At 71.8% G+C, this 19,629-nt stretch carries 19 protein-coding genes; 14 read left to right on the top strand and 5 right to left on the bottom strand.

The annotated features are described in order from the left end of the window. Positions 1-595 precede the first annotated feature (595 nt). The 3 genes from ACH427_RS06170 to ACH427_RS06160 are packed head-to-tail and all read left to right on the top strand — an operon-like array spanning position 596 to position 4,351. Positions 596-2,866 carry an RNA degradosome polyphosphate kinase gene (locus ACH427_RS06170; protein ID WP_398868205.1) on the top strand — a complete coding sequence of 757 codons (2,271 nt, stop codon included), beginning with the start codon at positions 596-598 and terminating at the stop codon, positions 2,864-2,866. A 37-nt stretch (positions 2,867-2,903) separates the two neighbouring features. Next, positions 2,904-3,950, top strand: a complete 1,047-nt coding sequence (locus ACH427_RS06165; RefSeq protein WP_398868204.1) for a CHAD domain-containing protein — start codon at positions 2,904-2,906, stop codon at positions 3,948-3,950. Continuing rightward, positions 3,947-4,351 carry an NUDIX hydrolase gene (locus tag ACH427_RS06160; RefSeq protein ID WP_398868203.1) on the top strand — a complete coding sequence of 135 codons (405 nt, stop codon included), beginning with the start codon at positions 3,947-3,949 and terminating at the stop codon, positions 4,349-4,351. The genes ACH427_RS06165 and ACH427_RS06160 overlap by 4 nt, the downstream gene beginning before the upstream one ends. A 231-nt stretch (positions 4,352-4,582) precedes the next feature. Here ACH427_RS06160 and ACH427_RS06155 read toward each other — a convergent pair whose 3' ends face one another. Further along, a complete protein-coding gene (locus tag ACH427_RS06155; RefSeq protein WP_398868202.1) occupies positions 4,583-5,392 on the bottom strand; it encodes a class I SAM-dependent methyltransferase in 810 nt (269 codons plus the stop codon). 133 nt (positions 5,393-5,525) lie between these two features. On the opposite strand from ACH427_RS06155, the gene mshA reads away from it, so the two are divergent. Continuing rightward, positions 5,526-6,887, top strand: a complete 1,362-nt coding sequence (mshA, locus tag ACH427_RS06150; RefSeq protein WP_398868201.1) for a D-inositol-3-phosphate glycosyltransferase — start codon at positions 5,526-5,528, stop codon at positions 6,885-6,887. After that, a complete protein-coding gene (locus ACH427_RS06145) occupies positions 6,880-7,371 on the top strand; it encodes a YbjN domain-containing protein (protein WP_398868200.1) in 492 nt (163 codons plus the stop codon). Before mshA ends, ACH427_RS06145 begins: the two co-directional genes overlap by 8 nt. An 11-nt stretch (positions 7,372-7,382) precedes the next feature. Here the strand turns inward: ACH427_RS06145 and ACH427_RS06140 are convergent, their stop codons facing one another. Beyond that, a complete protein-coding gene (locus tag ACH427_RS06140; RefSeq protein ID WP_398868199.1) occupies positions 7,383-8,663 on the bottom strand; it encodes an MDR family MFS transporter in 1,281 nt (426 codons plus the stop codon). Positions 8,664-8,816: 153 nt separating this feature from the next. Here ACH427_RS06140 and ACH427_RS06135 point away from each other — a divergent pair, with 153 nt between their 5' ends. The 3 genes from ACH427_RS06135 (at position 8,817) to ACH427_RS06125 (ending at position 11,220) form a co-directional block, all read left to right on the top strand. Then, positions 8,817-9,578 carry a phosphoglyceromutase gene (locus ACH427_RS06135; protein WP_398868198.1) on the top strand — a complete coding sequence of 254 codons (762 nt, stop codon included), beginning with the start codon at positions 8,817-8,819 and terminating at the stop codon, positions 9,576-9,578. 203 nt (positions 9,579-9,781) lie between these two features. Further along, a complete protein-coding gene (locus tag ACH427_RS06130) occupies positions 9,782-10,465 on the top strand; it encodes a hypothetical protein (protein WP_398868197.1) in 684 nt (227 codons plus the stop codon). A gap of 23 nt (positions 10,466-10,488) precedes the next feature. Further along, positions 10,489-11,220, top strand: coding sequence for a class F sortase (locus ACH427_RS06125; protein ID WP_398868196.1), 732 nt, complete (start codon positions 10,489-10,491; stop codon positions 11,218-11,220). A 317-nt stretch (positions 11,221-11,537) separates the two neighbouring features. On the opposite strand, the gene phoU is transcribed toward ACH427_RS06125, so the two are convergent. Then, complete coding sequence (phoU, locus tag ACH427_RS06120; protein WP_398868195.1) at positions 11,538-12,227, bottom strand: phosphate signaling complex protein PhoU; 690 nt, start codon at positions 12,225-12,227, stop codon at positions 11,538-11,540. A gap of 225 nt (positions 12,228-12,452) precedes the next feature. Between phoU and ACH427_RS06115 the strand changes: the two genes are divergently transcribed. Together ACH427_RS06115 and ACH427_RS06110 are read left to right on the top strand one after the other, a co-directional pair. Continuing rightward, positions 12,453-13,688 carry a sensor histidine kinase gene (locus ACH427_RS06115; protein ID WP_398868194.1) on the top strand — a complete coding sequence of 412 codons (1,236 nt, stop codon included), beginning with the start codon at positions 12,453-12,455 and terminating at the stop codon, positions 13,686-13,688. A 58-nt stretch (positions 13,689-13,746) separates the two neighbouring features. After that, positions 13,747-14,427 carry a response regulator transcription factor gene (locus tag ACH427_RS06110; RefSeq protein WP_017242433.1) on the top strand — a complete coding sequence of 227 codons (681 nt, stop codon included), beginning with the start codon at positions 13,747-13,749 and terminating at the stop codon, positions 14,425-14,427. A 108-nt stretch (positions 14,428-14,535) separates the two neighbouring features. On the opposite strand, the gene ACH427_RS06105 is transcribed toward ACH427_RS06110, so the two are convergent. Beyond that, positions 14,536-15,216, bottom strand: a complete 681-nt coding sequence (locus ACH427_RS06105) for a DUF461 domain-containing protein (RefSeq protein ID WP_398868192.1) — start codon at positions 15,214-15,216, stop codon at positions 14,536-14,538. Positions 15,217-15,759: 543 nt separating this feature from the next. Here ACH427_RS06105 and ACH427_RS06100 point away from each other — a divergent pair. The 4 genes from ACH427_RS06100 to ACH427_RS06085 all read left to right on the top strand — a co-directional run bounded on the left by ACH427_RS06100 (position 15,760) and on the right by ACH427_RS06085 (position 18,293). Next, on the top strand, positions 15,760-16,242 hold the full coding sequence (locus tag ACH427_RS06100; protein ID WP_003953493.1) for a CarD family transcriptional regulator: 483 nt from the start codon (positions 15,760-15,762) through the stop codon (positions 16,240-16,242). 281 nt (positions 16,243-16,523) lie between these two features. Continuing rightward, complete coding sequence (gene ispD / locus ACH427_RS06095; RefSeq protein WP_398868190.1) at positions 16,524-17,294, top strand: 2-C-methyl-D-erythritol 4-phosphate cytidylyltransferase; 771 nt, start codon at positions 16,524-16,526, stop codon at positions 17,292-17,294. After that, the gene (gene ispF, locus ACH427_RS06090) at positions 17,281-17,784 is read left to right on the top strand and encodes a 2-C-methyl-D-erythritol 2,4-cyclodiphosphate synthase (protein ID WP_398868189.1); all 504 of its coding nucleotides are present in this window, start codon (positions 17,281-17,283) and stop codon (positions 17,782-17,784) included. The genes ispD and ispF overlap by 14 nt, the downstream gene beginning before the upstream one ends. 101 nt (positions 17,785-17,885) lie before the next feature. Further along, the gene (locus ACH427_RS06085) at positions 17,886-18,293 is read left to right on the top strand and encodes a PPOX class F420-dependent oxidoreductase (RefSeq protein WP_398868188.1); all 408 of its coding nucleotides are present in this window, start codon (positions 17,886-17,888) and stop codon (positions 18,291-18,293) included. Positions 18,294-18,368: 75 nt separating this feature from the next. Here the strand turns inward: ACH427_RS06085 and ACH427_RS06080 are convergent, their stop codons facing one another. Further along, positions 18,369-19,589 (bottom strand): acyltransferase family protein, encoded by a 1,221-nt coding sequence (locus ACH427_RS06080; protein WP_398868187.1) that lies wholly within the window; start codon positions 19,587-19,589, stop codon positions 18,369-18,371. Positions 19,590-19,629 lie beyond the last annotated feature (40 nt).

Below are 19,629 nucleotides of genomic sequence, written 5' to 3'. Positions count from 1 at the left end.
GCTCGCCGCCTGCGGCGGGCTTGTTCCCCTACCCCGCCCCTTCCCGCACTGGGGCGCGTGCCCCAGGCCCCCGGCCGCGGGTTTCGTTGCCGCCTGCGGCGGGGGCGGCCTGCGGCCGCGTCCTCAAGCGCCGGACGGGCTGTTTGTTCCCCAGCCCCGCCCCTTCCCGAAACTGGGGCTGCCGCCCCAGACCCCGCAACACGCTTCGCGCGTTGTCCTCAAACGCCGGACAGGCTGAAGAGAAAAGACGGGCGTGCCCCCACAACCCGCTGTCGCCCCCCGGCACCCACCACAACCCAGCCCGGCCGGCGCTTGAGGCCACCCCACCGCAAGCACAACGGACCCGCACCAGACAACAGCAAACCCCACAACCGAGCCCGGCCGGCGATTGAGGCCACCCGAACCGCAACCACACACAACCCGCACCCGACAAATGAAACCGCGCCCGCGCCAGCGCAAGCGCACCCGCACGTCATGTGACCGTTACCCCCAATTCAACACCGGTTGCGACTCTTGCCGAATGCAGCCCGCCGTGCCCCACGCACCAGATCGCCGGCTACGCGCCGCCGGCGCGTCCGCGCGGAACAATGAAGACATGACCTCGTCGAGCAGCGCTCAGGCACACGGTTTCGGTAATCCGCAGCCTTCCGTCGGCTCCATCGCGGCGCACAGGCCGTACGCGGTGGCGGCACCGGCCTCTCCGGGGCTGGAGCCGGATCTGGACGCTTCGGATCTGGGGACGTACGGGGACCCGGCGTACGGTGACGAGGGGCTCGAGGGCGCGTACGGAGAGGAGCCGCTGCCGCACGGACGGTTCCTGGACCGGGAGCGCAGCTGGCTGGCGTTCAACGAGCGGGTGCTGGAGCTGGCCGAGGACCCGGCGACGCCGCTGCTGGAGCGGGCCAACTTCCTCGCGATCTTCGCGAGCAACCTCGACGAGTTCTTCATGGTGCGCGTGGCGGGGCTGAAGCGCCGGATCGCCACCGGGGTGGCCACGCGCTCGGCGTCCGGGCTCCAGCCGAGGGAGGTGCTGGAGCAGATCTGGACCCGCTCCCGGGAGCTCATGGCCCGGCACGCCGCCTGCTATCAGCAGGACGTCGCGCCCGAGCTCGCCGAGCGCGGCATCCACCTGATCCGCTGGCCTGAGCTGACCGAGAAGGAGCAGGGCCGCCTGTTCACCCTCTTCCGGCAGCAGATCTTCCCGGTGCTGACGCCGCTGGCGGTCGACCCGGCGCACCCCTTCCCGTACATCTCCGGGCTCTCGCTCAACCTCGCCGTCGTCGTACGCAACCCCGTGAGCGGTCATGACCACTTCGCACGTGTGAAGGTCCCGCCGCTGCTGTCGCGCTTCCTGGAGGCATCCCCGGAGCGGTACGTCCCGCTGGAGGACGTCATAGCGGCGCACCTGGAGGACCTGTTCCCGGGCATGGAGGTGCTCGCGCACCACATGTTCCGGGTGACCCGTAACGAGGACCTGGAGGTCGAGGAGGACGACGCGGAGAACCTGCTCCAGGCGCTGGAGAAGGAGCTCATGCGGCGCCGCTTCGGCCCGCCCGTGCGGCTGGAGGTCGAGGAGACCATCGACCCGTACGTCCTCGACCTGCTGGTGCGCGAGCTGAAGATCTCCGACGCCGAGGTCTACCCGCTGCCCGGCCCGCTCGACCTGACCGCGCTCTTCCGCATAGCGTCCCTGGACCGGCCCGAGCTGAAGTACCCGAAGTTCGTGGCCGGCACCCACCGGGACCTCGCCGAGGTCGAGTCCGCGTCCGCGCCCGACATCTTCGCGGCGCTGCGCGAGCGGGACGTGCTGCTGCACCACCCGTACGACTCCTTCTCCACCTCCGTGCAGGCGTTCCTGGAGCAGGCGGCGGCCGACCCGGACGTCCTCGCGATCAAGCAGACGATCTACCGGACCTCGGGCGAGTCGCCCATCGTGGACGCTCTGATAGACGCCGCGGAGTCCGGCAAGCAGGTGCTCGTCCTCGTCGAGATCAAGGCCCGCTTCGATGAGCAGGCCAACATCAAGTGGGCGCGCAAGCTGGAGGAGGCGGGCTGCCACGTCGTCTACGGCCTGGTGGGCCTGAAGACGCACTGCAAGCTGTCGCTGGTGGTGCGGCAGGAGGGCGACACCCTGCGCCGCTACTCCCACGTGGGCACCGGGAACTACCATCCCAAGACCGCCCGCCTCTACGAGGACCTCGGGCTGCTCACCGCCGACCCGCAGGTCGGCGCGGACCTCTCCGACCTCTTCAACCGGCTGTCCGGCTACTCCCGGCGCGAGACCTACCGGAGGCTGCTGGTCGCCCCCCGGTCGCTGCGCGACGGGCTGATCGCCCGGATCGCCAAGGAGGTCGGGCACCACCGGTCCGGGCGGCCCGCCTACATCCGCATCAAGGTCAACTCGATGGTCGACGAGGCCGTCATCGACGCCCTCTACCGGGCGGCGCGCGAGGGCGTGCCGGTGGACATCTGGGTGCGCGGCATCTGCGCGCTGCGGCCCGGGGTGGCCGGGCTCTCGGAGAACATCCGGGTGCGCAGCATCCTCGGCCGGTTCCTCGAACACTCGCGGGTCTTCGCGTTCGGGAACGGCGGCGACCCCGAAGTCTGGCTCGGCAGCGCTGACATGATGCACCGTAACCTCGACCGGCGCATCGAGACGCTGGTGCGGGTCACCGACCCCGCGCACCGGGCCTCGCTCGGCCGGCTGCTGGAGACCGGGATGTCCGACTCCACCGCCTCCTGGCACCTCGGCCCGGACGGCGGCTGGCGGCGGCACGCGACGGACGCCGACGGGCAGCCGCTGCGCAACGTACAGGAGATGCTCATTGACGCCCGGAGGCGCCGGCGTGGCTCAGCGACCGCATGACCAGCCGCTTACGGTCACCGTGGCCGGGGGACGGGAAATGACGACGACGCGGCGGCCGGCCGCGCCGGACCCGGCCGTGGACACGGCGACCTCCGGAGAGGTGCTCGCGGCCTATCTGCACGGCCAGGCCGTGGAGTTCCTGCGCAGCCTGCGGCTGCACGCCGAGAGCGGCGCGGGCGCCGAGGACGCGACGGAGGCCGCCCGGCTGCTGCGCCGCTCGGCCCGCCGCATCGCCGGTGTCCTGGGTGTCTACCGCCCGCTCACCGACGCGGCCTGGACCGACCACCTCAGCTCCGAACTGGTCTGGCTGTCGGAGACGCTGGGCCGCGAACACGCCTACGCGGCACGGCTGGCCCGGCTGCGCGGGGCACTGCACCGGCTGTCCGGGGCGACGCCCTGCGAGGAGCGGGCCTGGAGCGGGCTGACGGTCGGCGCCGCGCGGGCCGGGGCGCTGCTGGAGCGGCAGTTGACGCTGGCCCGGACCCGGGCGCACTCGGCCGCGCTGCAGACCTTCGGCTCCTCGCGGTTCCACGCCGTCGCCGACGCGGCCGCCGTGCTCGCCTCCGAGGTGCCGCTCGACCCGGCCGCGCACGACCTCCCCGCCCGCGAGGCGCTGCCCCGGCTCGTGGAGCAGACCCAGCGGCGGCTGGTGGAGGCCGTCGAGCAGCTGCCGCTGTCCGTCGCCGGGCACCCGTACAACGCCGAGGCCCTCACCCACGGCCTCGCCGCCCTGCCGTCCTCCGACGCACCGCCGGCGGAGGCGCGCCAGGACGCGCCGTGGCACCAGGTGCGCAAGCTCGTACGGCTGCGGCGGTACGCGCAGGAGGTACTGGACGAGCACCGGCAGGGCGAGGCCGAACCCTCCCTCTCCGTCAGCCTGCTGAACGCCGGTCAGGCCCTGGACCGCCACCGCGACGCCGCCGAAGCGGCCGCCGCGGCCGCCGCCGCGGCCCGCACCCCGCGCATCGCCCCGGCCACGGCGTACGCCCTCGGCGTCCTCCACGCCGACCAGCGCCACGAGGTCGAAGCGGCCCGCTTCGCCTTCGGCCGGGTCTGGCAGCGCATGGGGGGAGCGGCGCTGTGAGCGACGACGTCATCCGCGCGGCGGGGTGCGTGCTGTGGCGGCACGGTGCCGGCCTGGAGATCGCCCTCGTCCACCGCCCGCGCTACGACGACTGGTCGCACCCGAAGGGCAAGCTCAAACGGGGCGAGGACGCGGCGGGCTGCGCGGTGCGGGAGGTGCTGGAGGAGACGGGGATGGTGTGCGTCCTGGGGGCGCCGTTGCCGACGGTTTGTTATGAGGTGGACGGGCGGGAGAAGGAAGTGCGGTATTGGGGGGCTCGGGCGGTGTCCGGGGTGTTTGTCCCCAACCGGGAGGTGGATGAGCTTCTTTGGCTTTCGCCGGGGGTGGCTCGGGGGCGGCTCACGGAGGCGCGGGACCGGGAGTTGGTGGATGCGTTGCTGGGGGTGCTGCGGGTGGGGTGACGGGGGTTTGTTCCCCCGCCCCGCCCCTTCCCGGCTGCGTCCGATCCCGGCTGCGTCCGATGTGCGGCTCCGCCGCGTGGGGGCTGCGCCCCGGACCCCGCGACACGGCTTCGGCGCGCGCTGGGGTCCGGGGCCTCCCCGGTTTTCGGGAAGGGGCGGGGCAGGGGAACAAGCGCCGCGGGCGCCACCGGCCCGCACCCGCAAACGGACCCGCGCCCGAACCGCCGAAAACTACAGCGGAGCCACCGCGTCCCAGCGAAGCGAGAGTTCCCCCTGCCGCCACCGCCCCGGCCCGTCCGTCAGCGGCCACGACCCAGCCAGAGAAGCCGCCGTACGAATCCACCGCTGCCGGGCGGAGAGCGCGGAATACGGCGCGGCCGCCGCCCACGCCCGGTCGAAGTCCCGCAGGAACGCGTGCACCGGCTCGCCCGGGACATTGCGGTGGATGAGCGCCTTGGGAAGGCGTTCCGCCAGGTCGGAGGGGGTGCCCAGGGAGCCGAGGCGGGCCGCGAAGGTGACCGTGCGGGGGCCCTCGGGGCCGAGGGCGACCCAGACGTGGCGGCGGCCGATCTCGTCGCAGGTGCCTTCCACGAGCAGGCCGCCCGGCGCGAGCCGCGCGCAGAGGCGGGACCAGACGGCGGCGACCTCGTCCTCGTCGTACTGCCGCAGCACGTTCGCCGCCCGGATCAGCGCGGGCGCGCGGCCCGGGCCGCCGCCGAGGGGGACCTCGAAGCCGCCGTGGGCGAAGGCCAGCCCGTCGCGTTCGTACGGCTTCGCGGCGGCGACCCGCTCGGGGTCTATCTCCACGCCGACGACCTCCGCCCCCGGGCAGGCGGTGCGCAGCCGGGTGAGCAGCTCGACGGCGGTCCAGGGGGCCGCTCCGTAGCCGAGGTCGACGGCGACGGGGTCACCGCTCCGACGCAGGGCGGGGCCGTGGGTGTGGGCGATCCAGCGGTCCATGCGGCGCAGCCGGTTGGGGTTGGTGGTGCCCCGGGTGGCCGTCCCTATGGGGCGGCGGGCGGGGGCGGTACGGCTGGCCATGCGCTCAACTGTAGGTCAGCCCTCCGTTCCCGGGTCACACTTTGGTAAAGGGGAAATGGGAGGCGACCTCCGCGACGTTGCCCCCGTGTAACGCGCTGCATGCCCCTCACGAAGCGGACGGAGGACTCACCCGGTGAGCCAGTACGCATCCAGGCTCGGCGCACGCCGTGGCCGCGCGCTCGGCACCTTCGCCCAGAGCCCCCTGCGGCGCATCGGCACCCCTCGGCGGCCCCGCCGCATAGCGATGCTGAGCGTCCACACGTCCCCGCTGCACCAGCCGGGCACGGGCGACGCGGGCGGCATGAATGTCTACATCGTCGAGCTCGCCAAGCGCCTGGCCACGCTCGACATCGAGGTCGAGATCTTCACCCGGGCCACCACCGGAGCCCTCCCGCCCGCCGTGGAGCTGGCCCCGGGCGTGCTGGTGCGGCACATCGACGCGGGCCCGTACGAGGGGCTGGCCAAGGAGGAGCTGCCCGCGCAGCTGTGCGCGTTCACGCACGGCGTGATGCGGGCGTGGGCGGGCCACCGGCCGGGCCACTACGACCTGGTGCACTCGCACTACTGGCTCTCCGGCCACGTCGGCTGGCTCGCCGCGGAGCGCTGGGGCGTGCCGCTGGTGCACGCCATGCACACCATGGCGAAGGTCAAGAACGCCGCGCTCGCCGCCGGGGACACCCCCGAGCCCGCCGCGCGCGTGATCGGTGAGACGCAGATCGTCCGCGCGGCGGACCGGCTGATCGCCAATACGGACGGCGAGGCCGAGGAACTCGTGCGGCACTACGACGCCGAGCCCGGCAAGGTCGCCGTCGTCCACCCCGGTGTGAACCTCGACCGCTTCACCCCGAGCGGCGGCCGCGCGGCGGCGCGCGAGCGGCTCGGGCTCCCGGCCGACGCCCTGATCCCGCTCTTCGCCGGGCGCATCCAGCCGCTGAAGGCGCCCGACATCCTGCTGCGCGCGGTCGCCGAGCTCCTCGACCAGGACCCCGGCCTGCGCCGGCGGCTGGTCGTCCCGGTGGTGGGCGGGCCGAGCGGCAGCGGCCTGGCCAAGCCGGAGGAGCTGCACAAGCTGGCCGCCCGGCTGGGCATCACCGATGTCGTACGGTTCCGGCCGCCGGTCGGCCAGGAGCAGCTCGCGGACTGGTACCGCGCGGCGTCCGTGCTGGTCATGCCGTCGTACAGCGAATCCTTCGGCCTGGTGGCCGCGGAGGCGCAGGCGTGCGGCACGCCGGTCGTCGCGGCGGCCGTGGGCGGGCTGCCGGTGGCCGTGCGGGACGGCGTCAGCGGCTTCCTCGTCGACGGCCACGACCCCGCCGACTACGCGCGGGCGCTGCGCCGCTTCGCCGACCAGCCCTCGCTCGCGGACGCGATGGGCGCGGCCGCGGCCCGCCACGCGCGGTCCTTCGGCTGGGACACGGCCGCCGCCGCCACGGCGGACGTGTACTCCGCCGCGGTCCAGGACCGGCGGCGTCGCCTACGCTCGTCGCATGTCTGACGCGAAATCCGTCATCGAGCAGACGTTCCACGAGGCGGGCCTCGAATGGGAGAGCCCCGCCGACGGTACGTATGTGGTCAAACTCCCCGGCACCCGCAAGCTGTCGACGACCGTGTCCCTGATCGTCGGCAAGCACTCGCTGTCGGTCAACGCCTTCGTCGTACGCCGCCCCGACGAGAACCACGAGGCGGTGCACCGCTGGCTGCTGGAGCGCAACACCCGGCTGTACGGGGTGGCGTACGCGACGGACCGGCTCGGGGACATCTACCTCGTCGGCCGCCTGCCGCTTGCCGCAGTCACCCCGGACGAGATCGACCGCATCCTGGGCACGGTGCTGGAGAACGCGGACGGCAGCTTCAACACCCTGCTGGAGATGGGCTTCGCGAGCGCGATCCGCAAGGAGTACGCGTGGCGCACCTCGCGCGGCGAGTCGACGCGCAACCTGGAGGCGTTCGCGCGCCTGACGCAGGAGGAGCGGGGCTGAGCCCCGCGTCCTCACGCCCCTGACATGCTCGCTCCCTCGGGCGCGGGCGCGCTCTCCACCCGGCGGTCCGGCTCAGGCGCGGAGCCCCGGGAGAGCGTGCGCGTCAGCGCCCAGTAACCCGCACCCGCCACCGTCCCCACGACGGCGCAGCCCGCCCACAGCGCGTCCGCCCCGTAGTGGTCGAGCACCGTGCCGCCCGCCAGCGGGGCGACGAGCGCGGCGCCGGACCAGGACAGGGCATAGACGCCCTGGTAGCGGCCGCGGCCGTGGACGGGGGAGAGGCGCACGACGAGGCCCATCTGCGTGGGGGAGTTGACGATCTCGGCCAGGGACCAGACGCAGACGGTCAGCACATAGGCGGCGAGCGACCCGCCGGCGAAGGCGGTGAGCCCGAATCCGTAGCCCCCGAGCAGCGCGGAGATCACCAGCAGCCGGCCCGGGTCGCGGTGCTCGATGAAGCGGGTCACCGGGATCTGGAGGGCCACGATCAGGATGCCGTTGACGGCGATGGCCATGCCGTAGTCAGTGGTCGAGAAGCCGTCCTTCGCCATGGCCACGGGCAGCGCCACCGAGGACTGCAGGAAGATCAGCGCGAGCAGGAAGGACAGCCCGACCACGCTCATGTAGCGCCCGTCGCGCAGCACCGTGCCCATGCTGACCGCCGGCCCCTCCTCGCCGGTGGCCGCCGCCGGGGTGGCCGGGCGGGACTCGGGCAGCTTGACGAAGACGAGGACCGCGCACACCAGCGTCATGACCGCCTCGCCGAGGAAGCCGGCGAGATAGCTGTACTGCGCGATGAACCCGGCCGCGGCCGACGAGATCGCGAAGCCCAGGTTGATGGCCCAGTAGTTGAGGGCGAAGGCCCGCACGCGGTCCTCGGGCGCCACGATGTCCGCCATCATCGCCTGCACCGCGGGCCGCGAGGCGTTGGAGGCCATGCCCACCACGAAGGCGACCGCGGCGATGGCCACCGGGCTCTGCGCGAACCCGAGCGCGGCCACCGACACCGCGGTCGAGGTCTGGGCGATCAGCAGCGTCGGTCTGCGGCCCAGCCGGTCGGTCATCACGCCCCCGCCGATCGAGGACACGACGCTGCCGAGACCGTGCAGCGCGGCCACCAGCCCCGCGTACGAGGCGGAATAGCCCCGGTCGACGGTGAGATAGAGGGCCAGGAAGACGGAGACGAACGCCCCCAGGCGATTGACCAGGGTGGACGTCCACAGCCACCAGAACTCCCGGGGCAACCCCGAAACGCTCTCCCTCGCGGCGCGCCCGACGCTCGCTACGGCCATTCCCCAACCCCCGATATGTAAGTGTCTCCTGCGAAACCCGCAACTTACAGAGGTGGGATCATCGAGCGCCACCGAATTGACGGCGGCGGTCAATCGTCCGTACCACGGCAGGGGCGGGCGGCACCACCCCTGCCGTCGATTACGCTCATGGGCATGGCCGACGCACCGTACAAGCTGATCCTCCTCCGCCACGGCGAGAGCGAGTGGAACGCGAAGAACCTGTTCACCGGCTGGGTGGACGTCAACCTGAACGAGAAGGGCGAGAAGGAGGCTGTCCGGGGCGGCGAGCTGCTCAAGGACGCCGGCCTGCTCCCCGACGTGGTCCACACCTCCCTCCAGAAGCGCGCCATCCGCACCGCGCAGCTCGCGCTGGAGTCCGCGGACCGCCACTGGATCCCCGTGCACCGCTCCTGGCGGCTGAACGAGCGCCACTACGGCGCCCTCCAGGGCAAGGACAAGGCCCAGACCCTGGCCGAGTTCGGCGAGGAGCAGTTCATGCTCTGGCGCCGCTCCTACGACACCCCGCCGCCCGCCCTTGAGGACGGCACCGAGTTCTCGCAGAGCGACGACCCGCGCTACGCCTCGATCCCGAGCGAGCTGCGCCCGCGCACCGAGTGCCTCAAGGACGTCGTCACGCGCATGCTGCCGTACTGGTACGACGGCATCGTCCCGGACCTGCTGGCCGGCCGCACCGTCCTGGTCGCGGCCCACGGCAACTCCCTGCGCGCCCTGGTCAAGCACCTCGACGGCATCTCCGACGCCGACATCGCGGGCCTGAACATCCCCACCGGCATCCCGCTCTCCTACGAGCTCGACGCCGACTTCCGCCCCGTCGTCCCCGGCGGCACCTACCTCGACCCGGAGGCCGCCAAGGCCGCCATCGAGGCCGTGAAGAACCAGGGCAAGAAGAAGTAACCCTCCCCGATCACCGGCGCGCCGCGCCCTGAGCGCGTCCGGAAAAGGCCCTCTGCCTGCGGTTTCACCGCCGGCAGGGGGCCTTTTCGTGTTGTCTCGCGTGGTGACGGAGAGCGAGTTGGTCACCGAATGGAGCAAGAGAACCACGGTGCGGATGCGGCGCGTGAGTAGCGGGGTGAGCCTCTTGTCAAGGAGGTAACACCATGGATTCAATCCGTACCGCTCTGTGCGGCGCCGCGGTCGTCGCGGCCTGCGCGGTGCCCGCAGCTCCCGCCTACGCCTTCGGCCACCTCGGCAACCTGGCGACCCCGGTCGAGAAGACCACGGTCCCCGCCACCGGCCACGGTCACGACCGGGACGACTGCGACGACGACCACGACGGCCGCTGGGACCACGACGGCCGCCACGACCGTCATGACCACGACGGGCGTCACGACGGCCGCTGGGACGACGACGACTGCGACGACGACGGCGGGCGTCACGACCACGACGGTCGTCACGACGGCCGTGACGACCACGACGGGCGTCACGACGGCCGGCACGACCACGACGGCCGTGACGACCACGACGGCCGGCACGACGGGCGTCACGACGAGGGCCGCCACGACGGCCGGCACGACCACGACGGCCGTGACGACCACGACGGCCGGCACGACGGGCGTCACGACGAGGGCCGCCACGAGGGCCGTCACGACCACGAGGGCCGCCACGACGAGCACCGTCCGCACGGGCACGCCCACGCGGGTGGTGGAGCCACCGCACTGATGGCCTCCTCCACGGAGTCGTCCAGCGACACCCCCGTCCTCATCCTCGCCGCGGGAGCCACTGCCGGCATAGCCGGTGGCATGTTCTGGTACCGCCGCCGGACCGCCTCGGCCAAGCAGTGATGTGACGGGAAGAAACAGGTGACATGTCAGAACCGCGCACAGGCGGCTTCACGAAGCGCCTGCTGACAGGGGTGGCCTGGGCGGCCGTCGCGCTCGCCCTGTGCCTGGTGGGCGGCGGTGACACCGATGAGCCGGCGATCGTCAAGGCTCGGAAGACCGGTGGAGCCGCGGCCAAGAGCCACCCTCCCGCGCGTGGCCTGCCCCCGGTACACGAACCGTTGCCGGGGGCGGGCCCCCAAGGACTGGTCATCAAGCCGCTGGGGATCAAGGCCCCCATCGAGGCCCACGGCCTCGACGCACAGGGCGGCGTCGAAGCGCCCCCCTACGAGCGGGCCAACACCGTGGCCTGGTACCGCGACGGCGCCCAGCCCGGCACCCCCGGCGTCGCCGTCCTCGTCGGCCACGTGGACACCAAACAGGCCCCGGCCGTCTTCTACGAACTGAGCAACACCAAGCCCGGCACGAAGATCGATGTCTCCCGTTCGGACGGCTCCACCGCGGAGTTCACCGTCGAGGACGTCTCCGTCGTCCCCAACGACCACTGGGACGACGAGAAGGTCTACGGCCCGCGCTACAAGGACGACCCGGACCGTCCCGAGCTCCGGCTGCTCACGTGCGGCGGTGACTACGACCGCAACAAGCACACCTACCTGGCGAACATCGTCGTCTACGCCTATCTCACCGGCAGCACGGAGCCCAAGGTCCCGCCGGCACCCCCGCCGCCCCCGCCGCCCGCTCCCGCACCGGACACGTAGGGCACGGGCGGTGCGGAAAGGGGCCCCCGGCCGGAGAGAATCCGGCCGGGGGCCCGCTTCCGTGAGTGACGTGCGCGTGTGCGGCTAGCCGCAGCCGCCACCGCACTGGCACGGTCCGCCGGACTGGCAGCCGCACGAACAGCCGGGCCCGCACTGGCAGCCTGAGGCCGGAGTCGGAGGGGTGTGAGTCATATGCGGTACCTCCTCGAAGGGTGGTCTGCCTGACTCTCAGTCAAGGACGGTCCGCTTCGCCCGTCAATGCCCATGGCGTACGCATGTCCGGGCGCACGGAGGGCGCGACGGCGCACTTCCGGAGATCACGCGCCGTCCACTGCTCCTGTGCGCCCCTCGCCCTGGGTCAGCTCGTCGGCGTGCTCACCCGTCACCAGATAGACCACCCGCTTGGCGACCGAGACCGCGTGGTCGGCGAACCGCTCGTAGTAACGGCCCAGCAGCGTCACGTCGACGGCCGTCTCGATGCCGTGCTGCCAGCGGTCGTCCATCAGGTGCTGGAAGAGCGCACGGTGCAGCAGGTCCATCGCGTCGTCGTCCTGCTCCAGCTGGAGCGCCAGGTCGACGTCCTTGGTGATGATCACCTCGCCCGCCTTGGCCATCAGGCGCTGCGCCAGCTGCCCCATCTCCAGGATCGTGGCGTGCAGATCGCGCGGGACCGCCCTGTCCGGGAAGCGCAGCCGGGCCAGCTTGGCCACGTGCTGCGCGAGGTCGCCGGAGCGCTCCAGGTCGGCGCTCATGCGCAGCGACGTCACCACGATCCGCAGATCGGTGGCGACCGGCTGCTGGCGGGCCAGCAGGGCGATCGCCCGCGCCTCCAGGTCCCGCTGGAGGTCGTCCACCTTGGCGTCGGCGGCGATCACGGACTCCGCCAGCTTGAGGTCCGCGTCCAGGATCGCCGTGGTGGCGCGCCCGATCGCGGAGCCGACGAGCCGGGCCATCTCGACGAGGCCCTCGCCGATCGAGTCGAGCTCCTCGTGGTACGCGTCCCGCATCCTTGACCTTCTCTCCTGCTCGATGGAACGCCGTGCGGAGGTGTGCGGCACGGCGCCTTCCCGGACCGCTCCCGCCGGCGGATCCCACGTTCCGGCCGGAACGCTACGGCCTGCGGCCTCCGGAGTGAATCCGTGCTGTCCTGAAGGTGAACTCTCGGCAACGTATGTTCGAGATGGCACTCGTTTGGCTGTGGATGCCTCCTGGACCCCGCATAACCTTGACTCATGAACGTGAACGCGGCAGTCGCCGCAGCGGCAGCGATCGCCGGTCTGTGCACCGGAGTGATCGCCATGCTGGCGTTCCGCTGGAGCGAGCGCGACCAGGCGAGGCCCACCCGCAGCTCCCTGCACACCGACGCCGTGCTCCCTCCCGGCGTCGACACCGTGCTGTCGGTGCTGCGCTCCTCGGCCGTCGTGCTCGACGAGGCCGACACCGTGGTCAAGGCCAGCTCCGCGGCGTACGCCCTGGGGCTGGTCCGCGGCGGGAAGCTGGCCGTCGAGCCGATGCTCCAGATGGCGCGCGACACCCGCCGCGACGGCGAGATACGCCAGGTCGAGCTCGACCTGCCGCGGCGCGGCACGGGCCGCGGCGACGCCCTCGCGGTCTCGGCCAGAGTGGCTCCGCTCGGCTCCCGGCTGGTGCTGCTGCTGGTCGAGGACCTCACGGAGGCGCGCCGCATCGAGGCCGTCCGCCGGGACTTCGTCGCCAACGTCAGCCACGAGCTCAAGACGCCGGTCGGCGCGCTCTCCCTGCTGTCCGAGGCCGTCATGGACGCCGCCGAGGACCCCGAGGCCGTCAACCGCTTCGCGGGCCGGATGCAGATCGAGGCCACCCGGCTCACCAACCTCGTCCAGGAGCTCATCGACCTCTCCCGCGTGCAGAACGACGACCCGCTGGAGGACTCCGAGCCCGTCCGGGTCGACGAGCTGGTCGCCGAGGCCATCGACCGCTGCCGCCACCAGGCCGGCACCAAGCAGATCACCATGGCCGCGGGAGGCACCGCCGATCTGCATGTGTGGGGCAACCGCGGCCAGCTCGCCGCCGCGCTCGGCAACCTCGTGGAGAACGCGGTCAACTACAGCCCCGCCCGTACGCGCGTCGGCATCGCCGCCCGCCATATCGCCGCGCCTGGCGGCGACCTCATCGAGATCGCCGTCACCGACCAGGGCATCGGCATCTCGGAGAAGGACCGCGAGCGGATCTTCGAGCGCTTCTACCGCGTCGACCCGGCGCGCTCGCGCGCCACCGGCGGCACCGGCCTCGGCCTCGCCATCGTCAAGCACGTGGCCGCCTCGCACGGCGGGGAGGTCACGGTCTGGAGCGCCGAGGGCCAGGGCTCCACCTTCACCCTGCGGCTCCCGGAGGCCGGCTCGGTCCGCGACCGCGACCGCCGCGGCCCCCGCCGCGTCGACGACTCCCTCATCAGCGAACACCTTCCCACTCCGGAGGTGCTTCCGTGACCCGTGTTCGGGGAACGACCCCCGTTGCCCCCACAGAGACCCGACCGGAGGTCCACCCGTGACCCGTGTGCTCGTCGTCGAGGACGAGGAATCCTTCAGCGACGCTTTGTCCTACATGCTCCGCAAGGAAGGGTTCGAGGTCGCCGTAGCCGCCACCGGGCCCGACGGGCTGGACGAGTTCGAGCGCAACGGCGCCGACCTGGTCCTGCTCGACCTGATGCTCCCCGGCCTGCCCGGCACCGAGGTCTGCCGCCAGCTGCGGGGGCGCTCCAACGTCCCGGTCATCATGGTGACCGCCAAGGACAGCGAGATCGACAAGGTCGTCGGCCTGGAGATAGGAGCCGACGACTATGTGACCAAGCCCTTCTCCTCCCGCGAGCTGGTGGCCCGCATCAGGGCCGTCCTGCGCCGCCGGGGCGAGCCCGAGGAGGTCACCCCCGCGGCCCTGGAGGCCGGCCCCGTCCGGATGGACGTCGACCGGCACGTCGTCACGGTCTCCGGCGGCAAGGTCGACCTGCCGCTGAAGGAGTTCGACCTCCTGGAGATGCTGCTGCGCAACGCGGGCCGGGTGCTCACCCGCATGCAGCTCATCGACCGGGTCTGGGGCGCGGACTACGTCGGCGACACCAAGACCCTCGACGTGCACGTCAAGCGGCTGCGCGCCAAGATCGAGCCCGACCCGGGCGCGCCGCGCTATCTGGTGACGGTCCGCGGCCTGGGCTACAAGTTCGAGCCGTAAGCAGGCGGGCGTACGGGGGCCGCACGGCCGCCCTTGCGCCGGTACCGACGCCGAGGGGCCCGGAAGCACGCGCTTCCGGGCCCCTCGGCGTGGATCAGCCGGCCGGGATCAGTGACCGGCGTGCTGCTGGCCGCCCTGCGAGGGCTCACCGGCACCCGGCTTGCCCTCGGCGCTCTGCTGGCCGCCCGGGGCGCCCGTGGAGCCCTCGGCGCCGGGCTTGCCGGGCTTGCCCGCCTGCGCCGGGGCGGAGGCGGACTGCGACGGGGCGGAGGAGGGCGCCTCGGGGCCCCACTCCTTGAAGAAGCTCTTCGCGGGCACGACGAAGGCGCCGATGTTCACCGCGCCGGTGTCGCTGAAGTCGAAGCTCAGCTTCTGCTGCTCGCCGTCCTTGAGCGCCTCACGGCCGTTCGGCAGGACCGCGGAGGCATTGCCCTTGCCACCGAGGACGACGGAGCCGCCCGCGGGCACCACGAGCTGGCCGGAACCACTCGCGGGGGTGATCTTCACGGTCGCGTTCTTGCCGACCAGGGAGATCGCGCGCAGCGTCTGGTCCTTGCGGCCGTTGTTGAAGAGCTTGCCGGTGATCACGGCCGGGCCCTTGGCGTCCAGGTCCGGCTGGGTGATCACGTTCATGTTCTGGAGCTTGATGTCGCCGACCGAGGTGGCGGCGTTGTCCGGCTTGACCTCAAGCGTCTGCGCGCTGTTGCCCGCCGCGCAGGCGGAGAGCGAGGCGATCGAGAGCACGAGGGCGGAAGCGGCGAGGGTGCCGCGTCGAAGGCTGCTGCTCACGGCGGCGGCATCTCCTTGGACGAAGTAAGAGGTGTGTCAGCGCGCTTAGGTTACCGAGCCCCGTCCGGGCCCTCGCACCCGACCCGCCCCCATGGTCAACTCGGCCCCTGTCGGCGGCATGGCCGAATATCCGCCCCGAACGCACGCGGAGCCGAGTGACGGGTGATGCGGGGGATTATCGGCAAGGAATGCGGGAGGCCCGGGAAGATGTCCCGGAATTGATCAAGACGCCCGTGATCAATTCCGGAATCCGGCCGCGGAAGTGAGTCCGGCCCCGAACGGAGTAGCGGAAGTCCGCCGTCCGGACCCCGGCAAAACGGGACGTTCGACCGCTCGCGAGCCACTCCGCACGCGTGTAACGTGCCCGTTTCGCCTTGCCCGAAGAACCGCTCCGACCTGCGAATACCCGCTTCCGGAACCCTCCCGCAGCACGTTCCGGTTGCTGTTGTCAAGCCCCGAGATATGCCCTGACCTGCGGAAACGCCATTCAGAACGGGCAGTTCCCGTGTTAGACTGGATAGCCACGGAAGGGGTACCTGTCACATGACGTTCAAGGTTGGCGACACCGTGGTCTATCCCCATCACGGGGCCGCGCTGATCGAGGCCATCGAAACTCGCCAGATCAAAGGCGTGGACAAGACCTACTTGGTGCTGAAGGTCGCCCAGGGTGACCTGACGGTTCGGGTGCCGGCGGACAATGCGGAGTTCGTCGGTGTGCGCGATGTGGTCGGCCAGGATGGGCTGGACCGGGTCTTCGAGGTGCTGCGCGCACCGTATGCGGAAGAGCCGACGAACTGGTCCCGTCGCTACAAGGCAAATCTCGAGAAGCTCGCGTCCGGCGACGTGATCAAGGTCGCCGAGGTCGTGCGCGACCTGTGGCGTCGCGAGCGCGAGCGCGGCCTCTCCGCCGGTGAGAAGCGCATGCTCGCGAAGGCGCGCCAGATCCTGGTCAGCGAGCTCGCTCTCGCGGAGAACACGAACGAGGACAAGGCCGAGGCCCTGCTCGACGAGGTTCTCGCGTCCTGACGCAGCGCTCCACTCGTCATCGAGGGAGCACAGCAGCGCTGCGCGCAACGCAGCAGGTGCCGGACGAAAGAAGTGCCGCGGTGCCCGCGCGATGACGACTGTCATCCGCCGGGCGCTGCGGCATCTCTGCTCCGGCGCCGGGGTTTCACGCCGTGCCTGGCGTGCCGGGCCCGGGCAGCCGACCCGACCAATGTCACGGAAGGGGCTGGTCGGGGCGTCGTGCCCGGCACGCTGAGGCCATACCCAATTCGGCCGAGGAAGCAAACCTGAACGCCAACGCAATGTCTGATCGAGCCCCCGCCGTCACTCCTTCGCGTACCGCCGCGGTGATCCCCGCGGCCGGGCGCGGCGTCCGCCTCGGCCCGGGTGCCCCCAAGGCCCTGCGCACGCTGAGCGGCACCCCGATGCTGGTCCACGCCGTACGGGCGATGGCCGCCTCCCGGGCCGTGAGCCTCGTCGTCGTGGTCGCCCCGCCGGACGGTGCCCCCGAGGTCCGCAACCTCCTCGACGACCATCCGCTGACCGGCCACGGCGCGGCCGAGATCCTGGTCGTCCCCGGTGGCGAGACCCGGCAGGAGTCCGTCCGCCTCGGCCTCAAGGCCCTCCCCGGCGACATCGGCGTCGTCCTGGTGCACGACGCCGCGCGCCCCCTGGTGCCCGTCGACACCGTCGACGCCGTGATCTCCGCCGTACGGGACGGCGCCCCCGCCGTCGTGCCGGCGCTGCCGCTGGCCGACACGGTCAAGCAGGTCGAGCCCCGCACGGGTGACGCCGCGGGCGAGCCCGAGCCCGTCGTCGGGACGCCCGAGCGGGCGCTGCTGCGGGCCGTGCAGACCCCGCAGGGCTTCGACCGGCGCACCCTCGACGAGGCGCACGAGCAGATCGCCACGGAGGGCGAGGGCGCCACGGACGACGCCGGGCTCGTGGAGCGGCTCGGCAGGCCCGTCGTCGTGGTGCCCGGCCACGAGGAGGCGTTCAAGGTGACCCGGCCGCTGGACCTCGTCCTGGCCGAGGCCGTACTCGCCCGCAGGAGGGCCAATGACCGGTATTGATCACTCCGCGCAGATCATCCCGCTCGTGGGCATCGGCACGGATGTGCACGCCTTCGAGGAGGGCCGCGAGCTGTGGTGCGCGGGCCTGCTCTGGGAGGACGCCACGCACGGCCTCGCGGGCCACTCCGACGGCGACGTCGCCGCGCACGCCGCGTGCGACGCGCTGTTCTCCGCCGCGGGCGTCGGGGACCTCGGCGAGCACTTCGGCACGGACCGCCCGGAGTGGTCCGGCGCGTCCGGCGTCACCCTGCTGGCCGAAGCGGCGCGGATCGTCCGCGCGGAGGGCTTCGAGATCGGCAATGTCTCGGTCCAGGTGATCGGCGTGCGCCCGAAGATCGGCAAGCGGCGCGCGGAGGCCCAGAAGGTCCTCTCCGCGGCGGTCGGAGCCCCCGTGTCGGTCTCCGGCACCACGAGTGACGGTCTGGGCCTCACGGGCCGCGCCGAGGGCCTCGCGGCCGTCGCCACGGCGCTGGTCTTCCCCAGGATCTGACCGGCCCGGCCCTCGGGGGCATACGGTGGTCGCGCACGGTGACATCCGGTCGCTGTGCGTGAGGCCCGTCCCAGCCGTCCCCCGAGGGAAGGATCCGCGCCGTGTCCGCCGCACTCTCCGACGACCTGAAGAAGCTCCTCGACGACACCCCCGTCTTCGCCACCGTGGGCACCGTCCAGCCCGACGGCAGCCCCCAGCTGTCCGTCACCTGGATCGCGCGCGACGGGAACGACCTGCTGATCTCCACGACCGTCGGCCGCCGCAAGGAGAAGAACTTGCGGCGGGACCCGCGGGTGACCGTGCTGATCAACCCGCACAACGCGCCCTACACCTACGCCGAGGTGCGGGGGACGGCCACGCTGACCACCGAGGGCGCCCAGGAGCTGATCAACACGCTGTCCCGGAAATACACCGGGAAGGATTACGCGGACTTCAACCCGGCGGCCGCTGAGGACGCGGAGCGCGTGGTCGTGCGGGTGAGCCCACGCAAGGTCATCGGCTCGATCTGACGACGCCCCGCCGGGGGCGGGCCGGGCGGACCGGCCCGCTCGGCGGGGCGTGCGATCGGAGGTGGGGCGCGCGGGTCAGACGCGGTCGGACTTGCCCGCGCCCACGCGGTCCGGCTCGGCGGGTTCGTACAGCCGGACCCGCTTCGGCATCGGCAGGCCCTCCCGGGTCTGCGCGGTCGGCTGGGCGGGGGCGGGCGGCGCCGAATGACGGCGCATCTCGTCCATCCCCTTCAGCAGGCCCTTGCGGAGCCTCTTGCCCAGCGGCCGCTCCACGTATTTGTGCAGCAGCCACGCCGCGCCCAGCATCACCACGACCAGGCTCGGTACGAGCACGTGCGGAGGGATGCGGTCGCGCAGGGCGTAGATGACGGTCATGCCGATGTACTGGTGGATCAGATACACCGGATAGGTGAGCGCGCCCGCCGTCGACAGCCAGCGCCACTGCACGCGGTTGAGCTTGCCCAGCGCGATCAGCGCCATCAGGGCGAAGGCCACGACGACGATCAGCGAGGCCGGCCAGGTCGGGACCGTGTGGCTGGAGTTGTCCGCCACCCGCCGCGGCACGTGGTGCAGGGCGAGCAGCAGCGACATGGCCACGATGCCCCAGAGCAGCGCCGTGGGCTTGTAGCGGTACATCAGATAGAAGGCGATGCCCGCGATGAAGTACGGCGCGTAGAGCGGCATGGTCCACATGTCGAGGATCTTGCTGTCGACGCTGGACGAGGTGACCGCGGCCACCGTCCAGATGCCGCAGAAGAGCACGCACTTGCGGTACGTCACACCGGTGGCGACGACGATCGCGAAGAGCACGTAGAACTTCAGCTCGATGAAGAGCGTCCAGTAGACACCGTCGACGTCCCAGACCCCGACGCCCGTCTGGAGCATGGTCAGGTTGGTGAGGACCGCGTCCCAGTTCTGCACCTGGCGCACCTGCGGCCACAGGGTGACCACGGCCGCGGTCAGGAAGATCGCCACCCAGTAGGCCGGATAGATCCGGGATGCCCGGGAGACCACGAAGTCGCCCAGGGAGCGGCCCCAGGTGCTCATGCAGATGACGAACCCGCTGATCAGGAAGAAGATCTCGACACCTGTCCACCCGTAGCGGGCGAACATCTGCAGATGGGGGAAGATCTCCCGGGTGTCACGGCCCCAGCCGCCGCGCAGGGCGACGTAGTGGAACGTCACGACCATCAGGGCCGCGATGATGCGGAGCCCGTCCAGGACATAGAGCCGTGGTGCTGACTGCGGGACGGCTGCCCGGCCGCCATCGAGTTCACCTCGTCTGGCGAAACGCATGTCGTCCTCTCCGATTGGCTGAAGTCGGCTCATCCTACGC

It is taken from the genome of Streptomyces sp. NPDC020379 (genome assembly GCF_044387105.1).
Lineage (GTDB): Bacteria > Actinomycetota > Actinomycetes > Streptomycetales > Streptomycetaceae > Streptomyces.
Note: the sequence above shows the minus strand (reverse complement) of the source record. Positions and strands in the feature narration are given on the sequence as shown.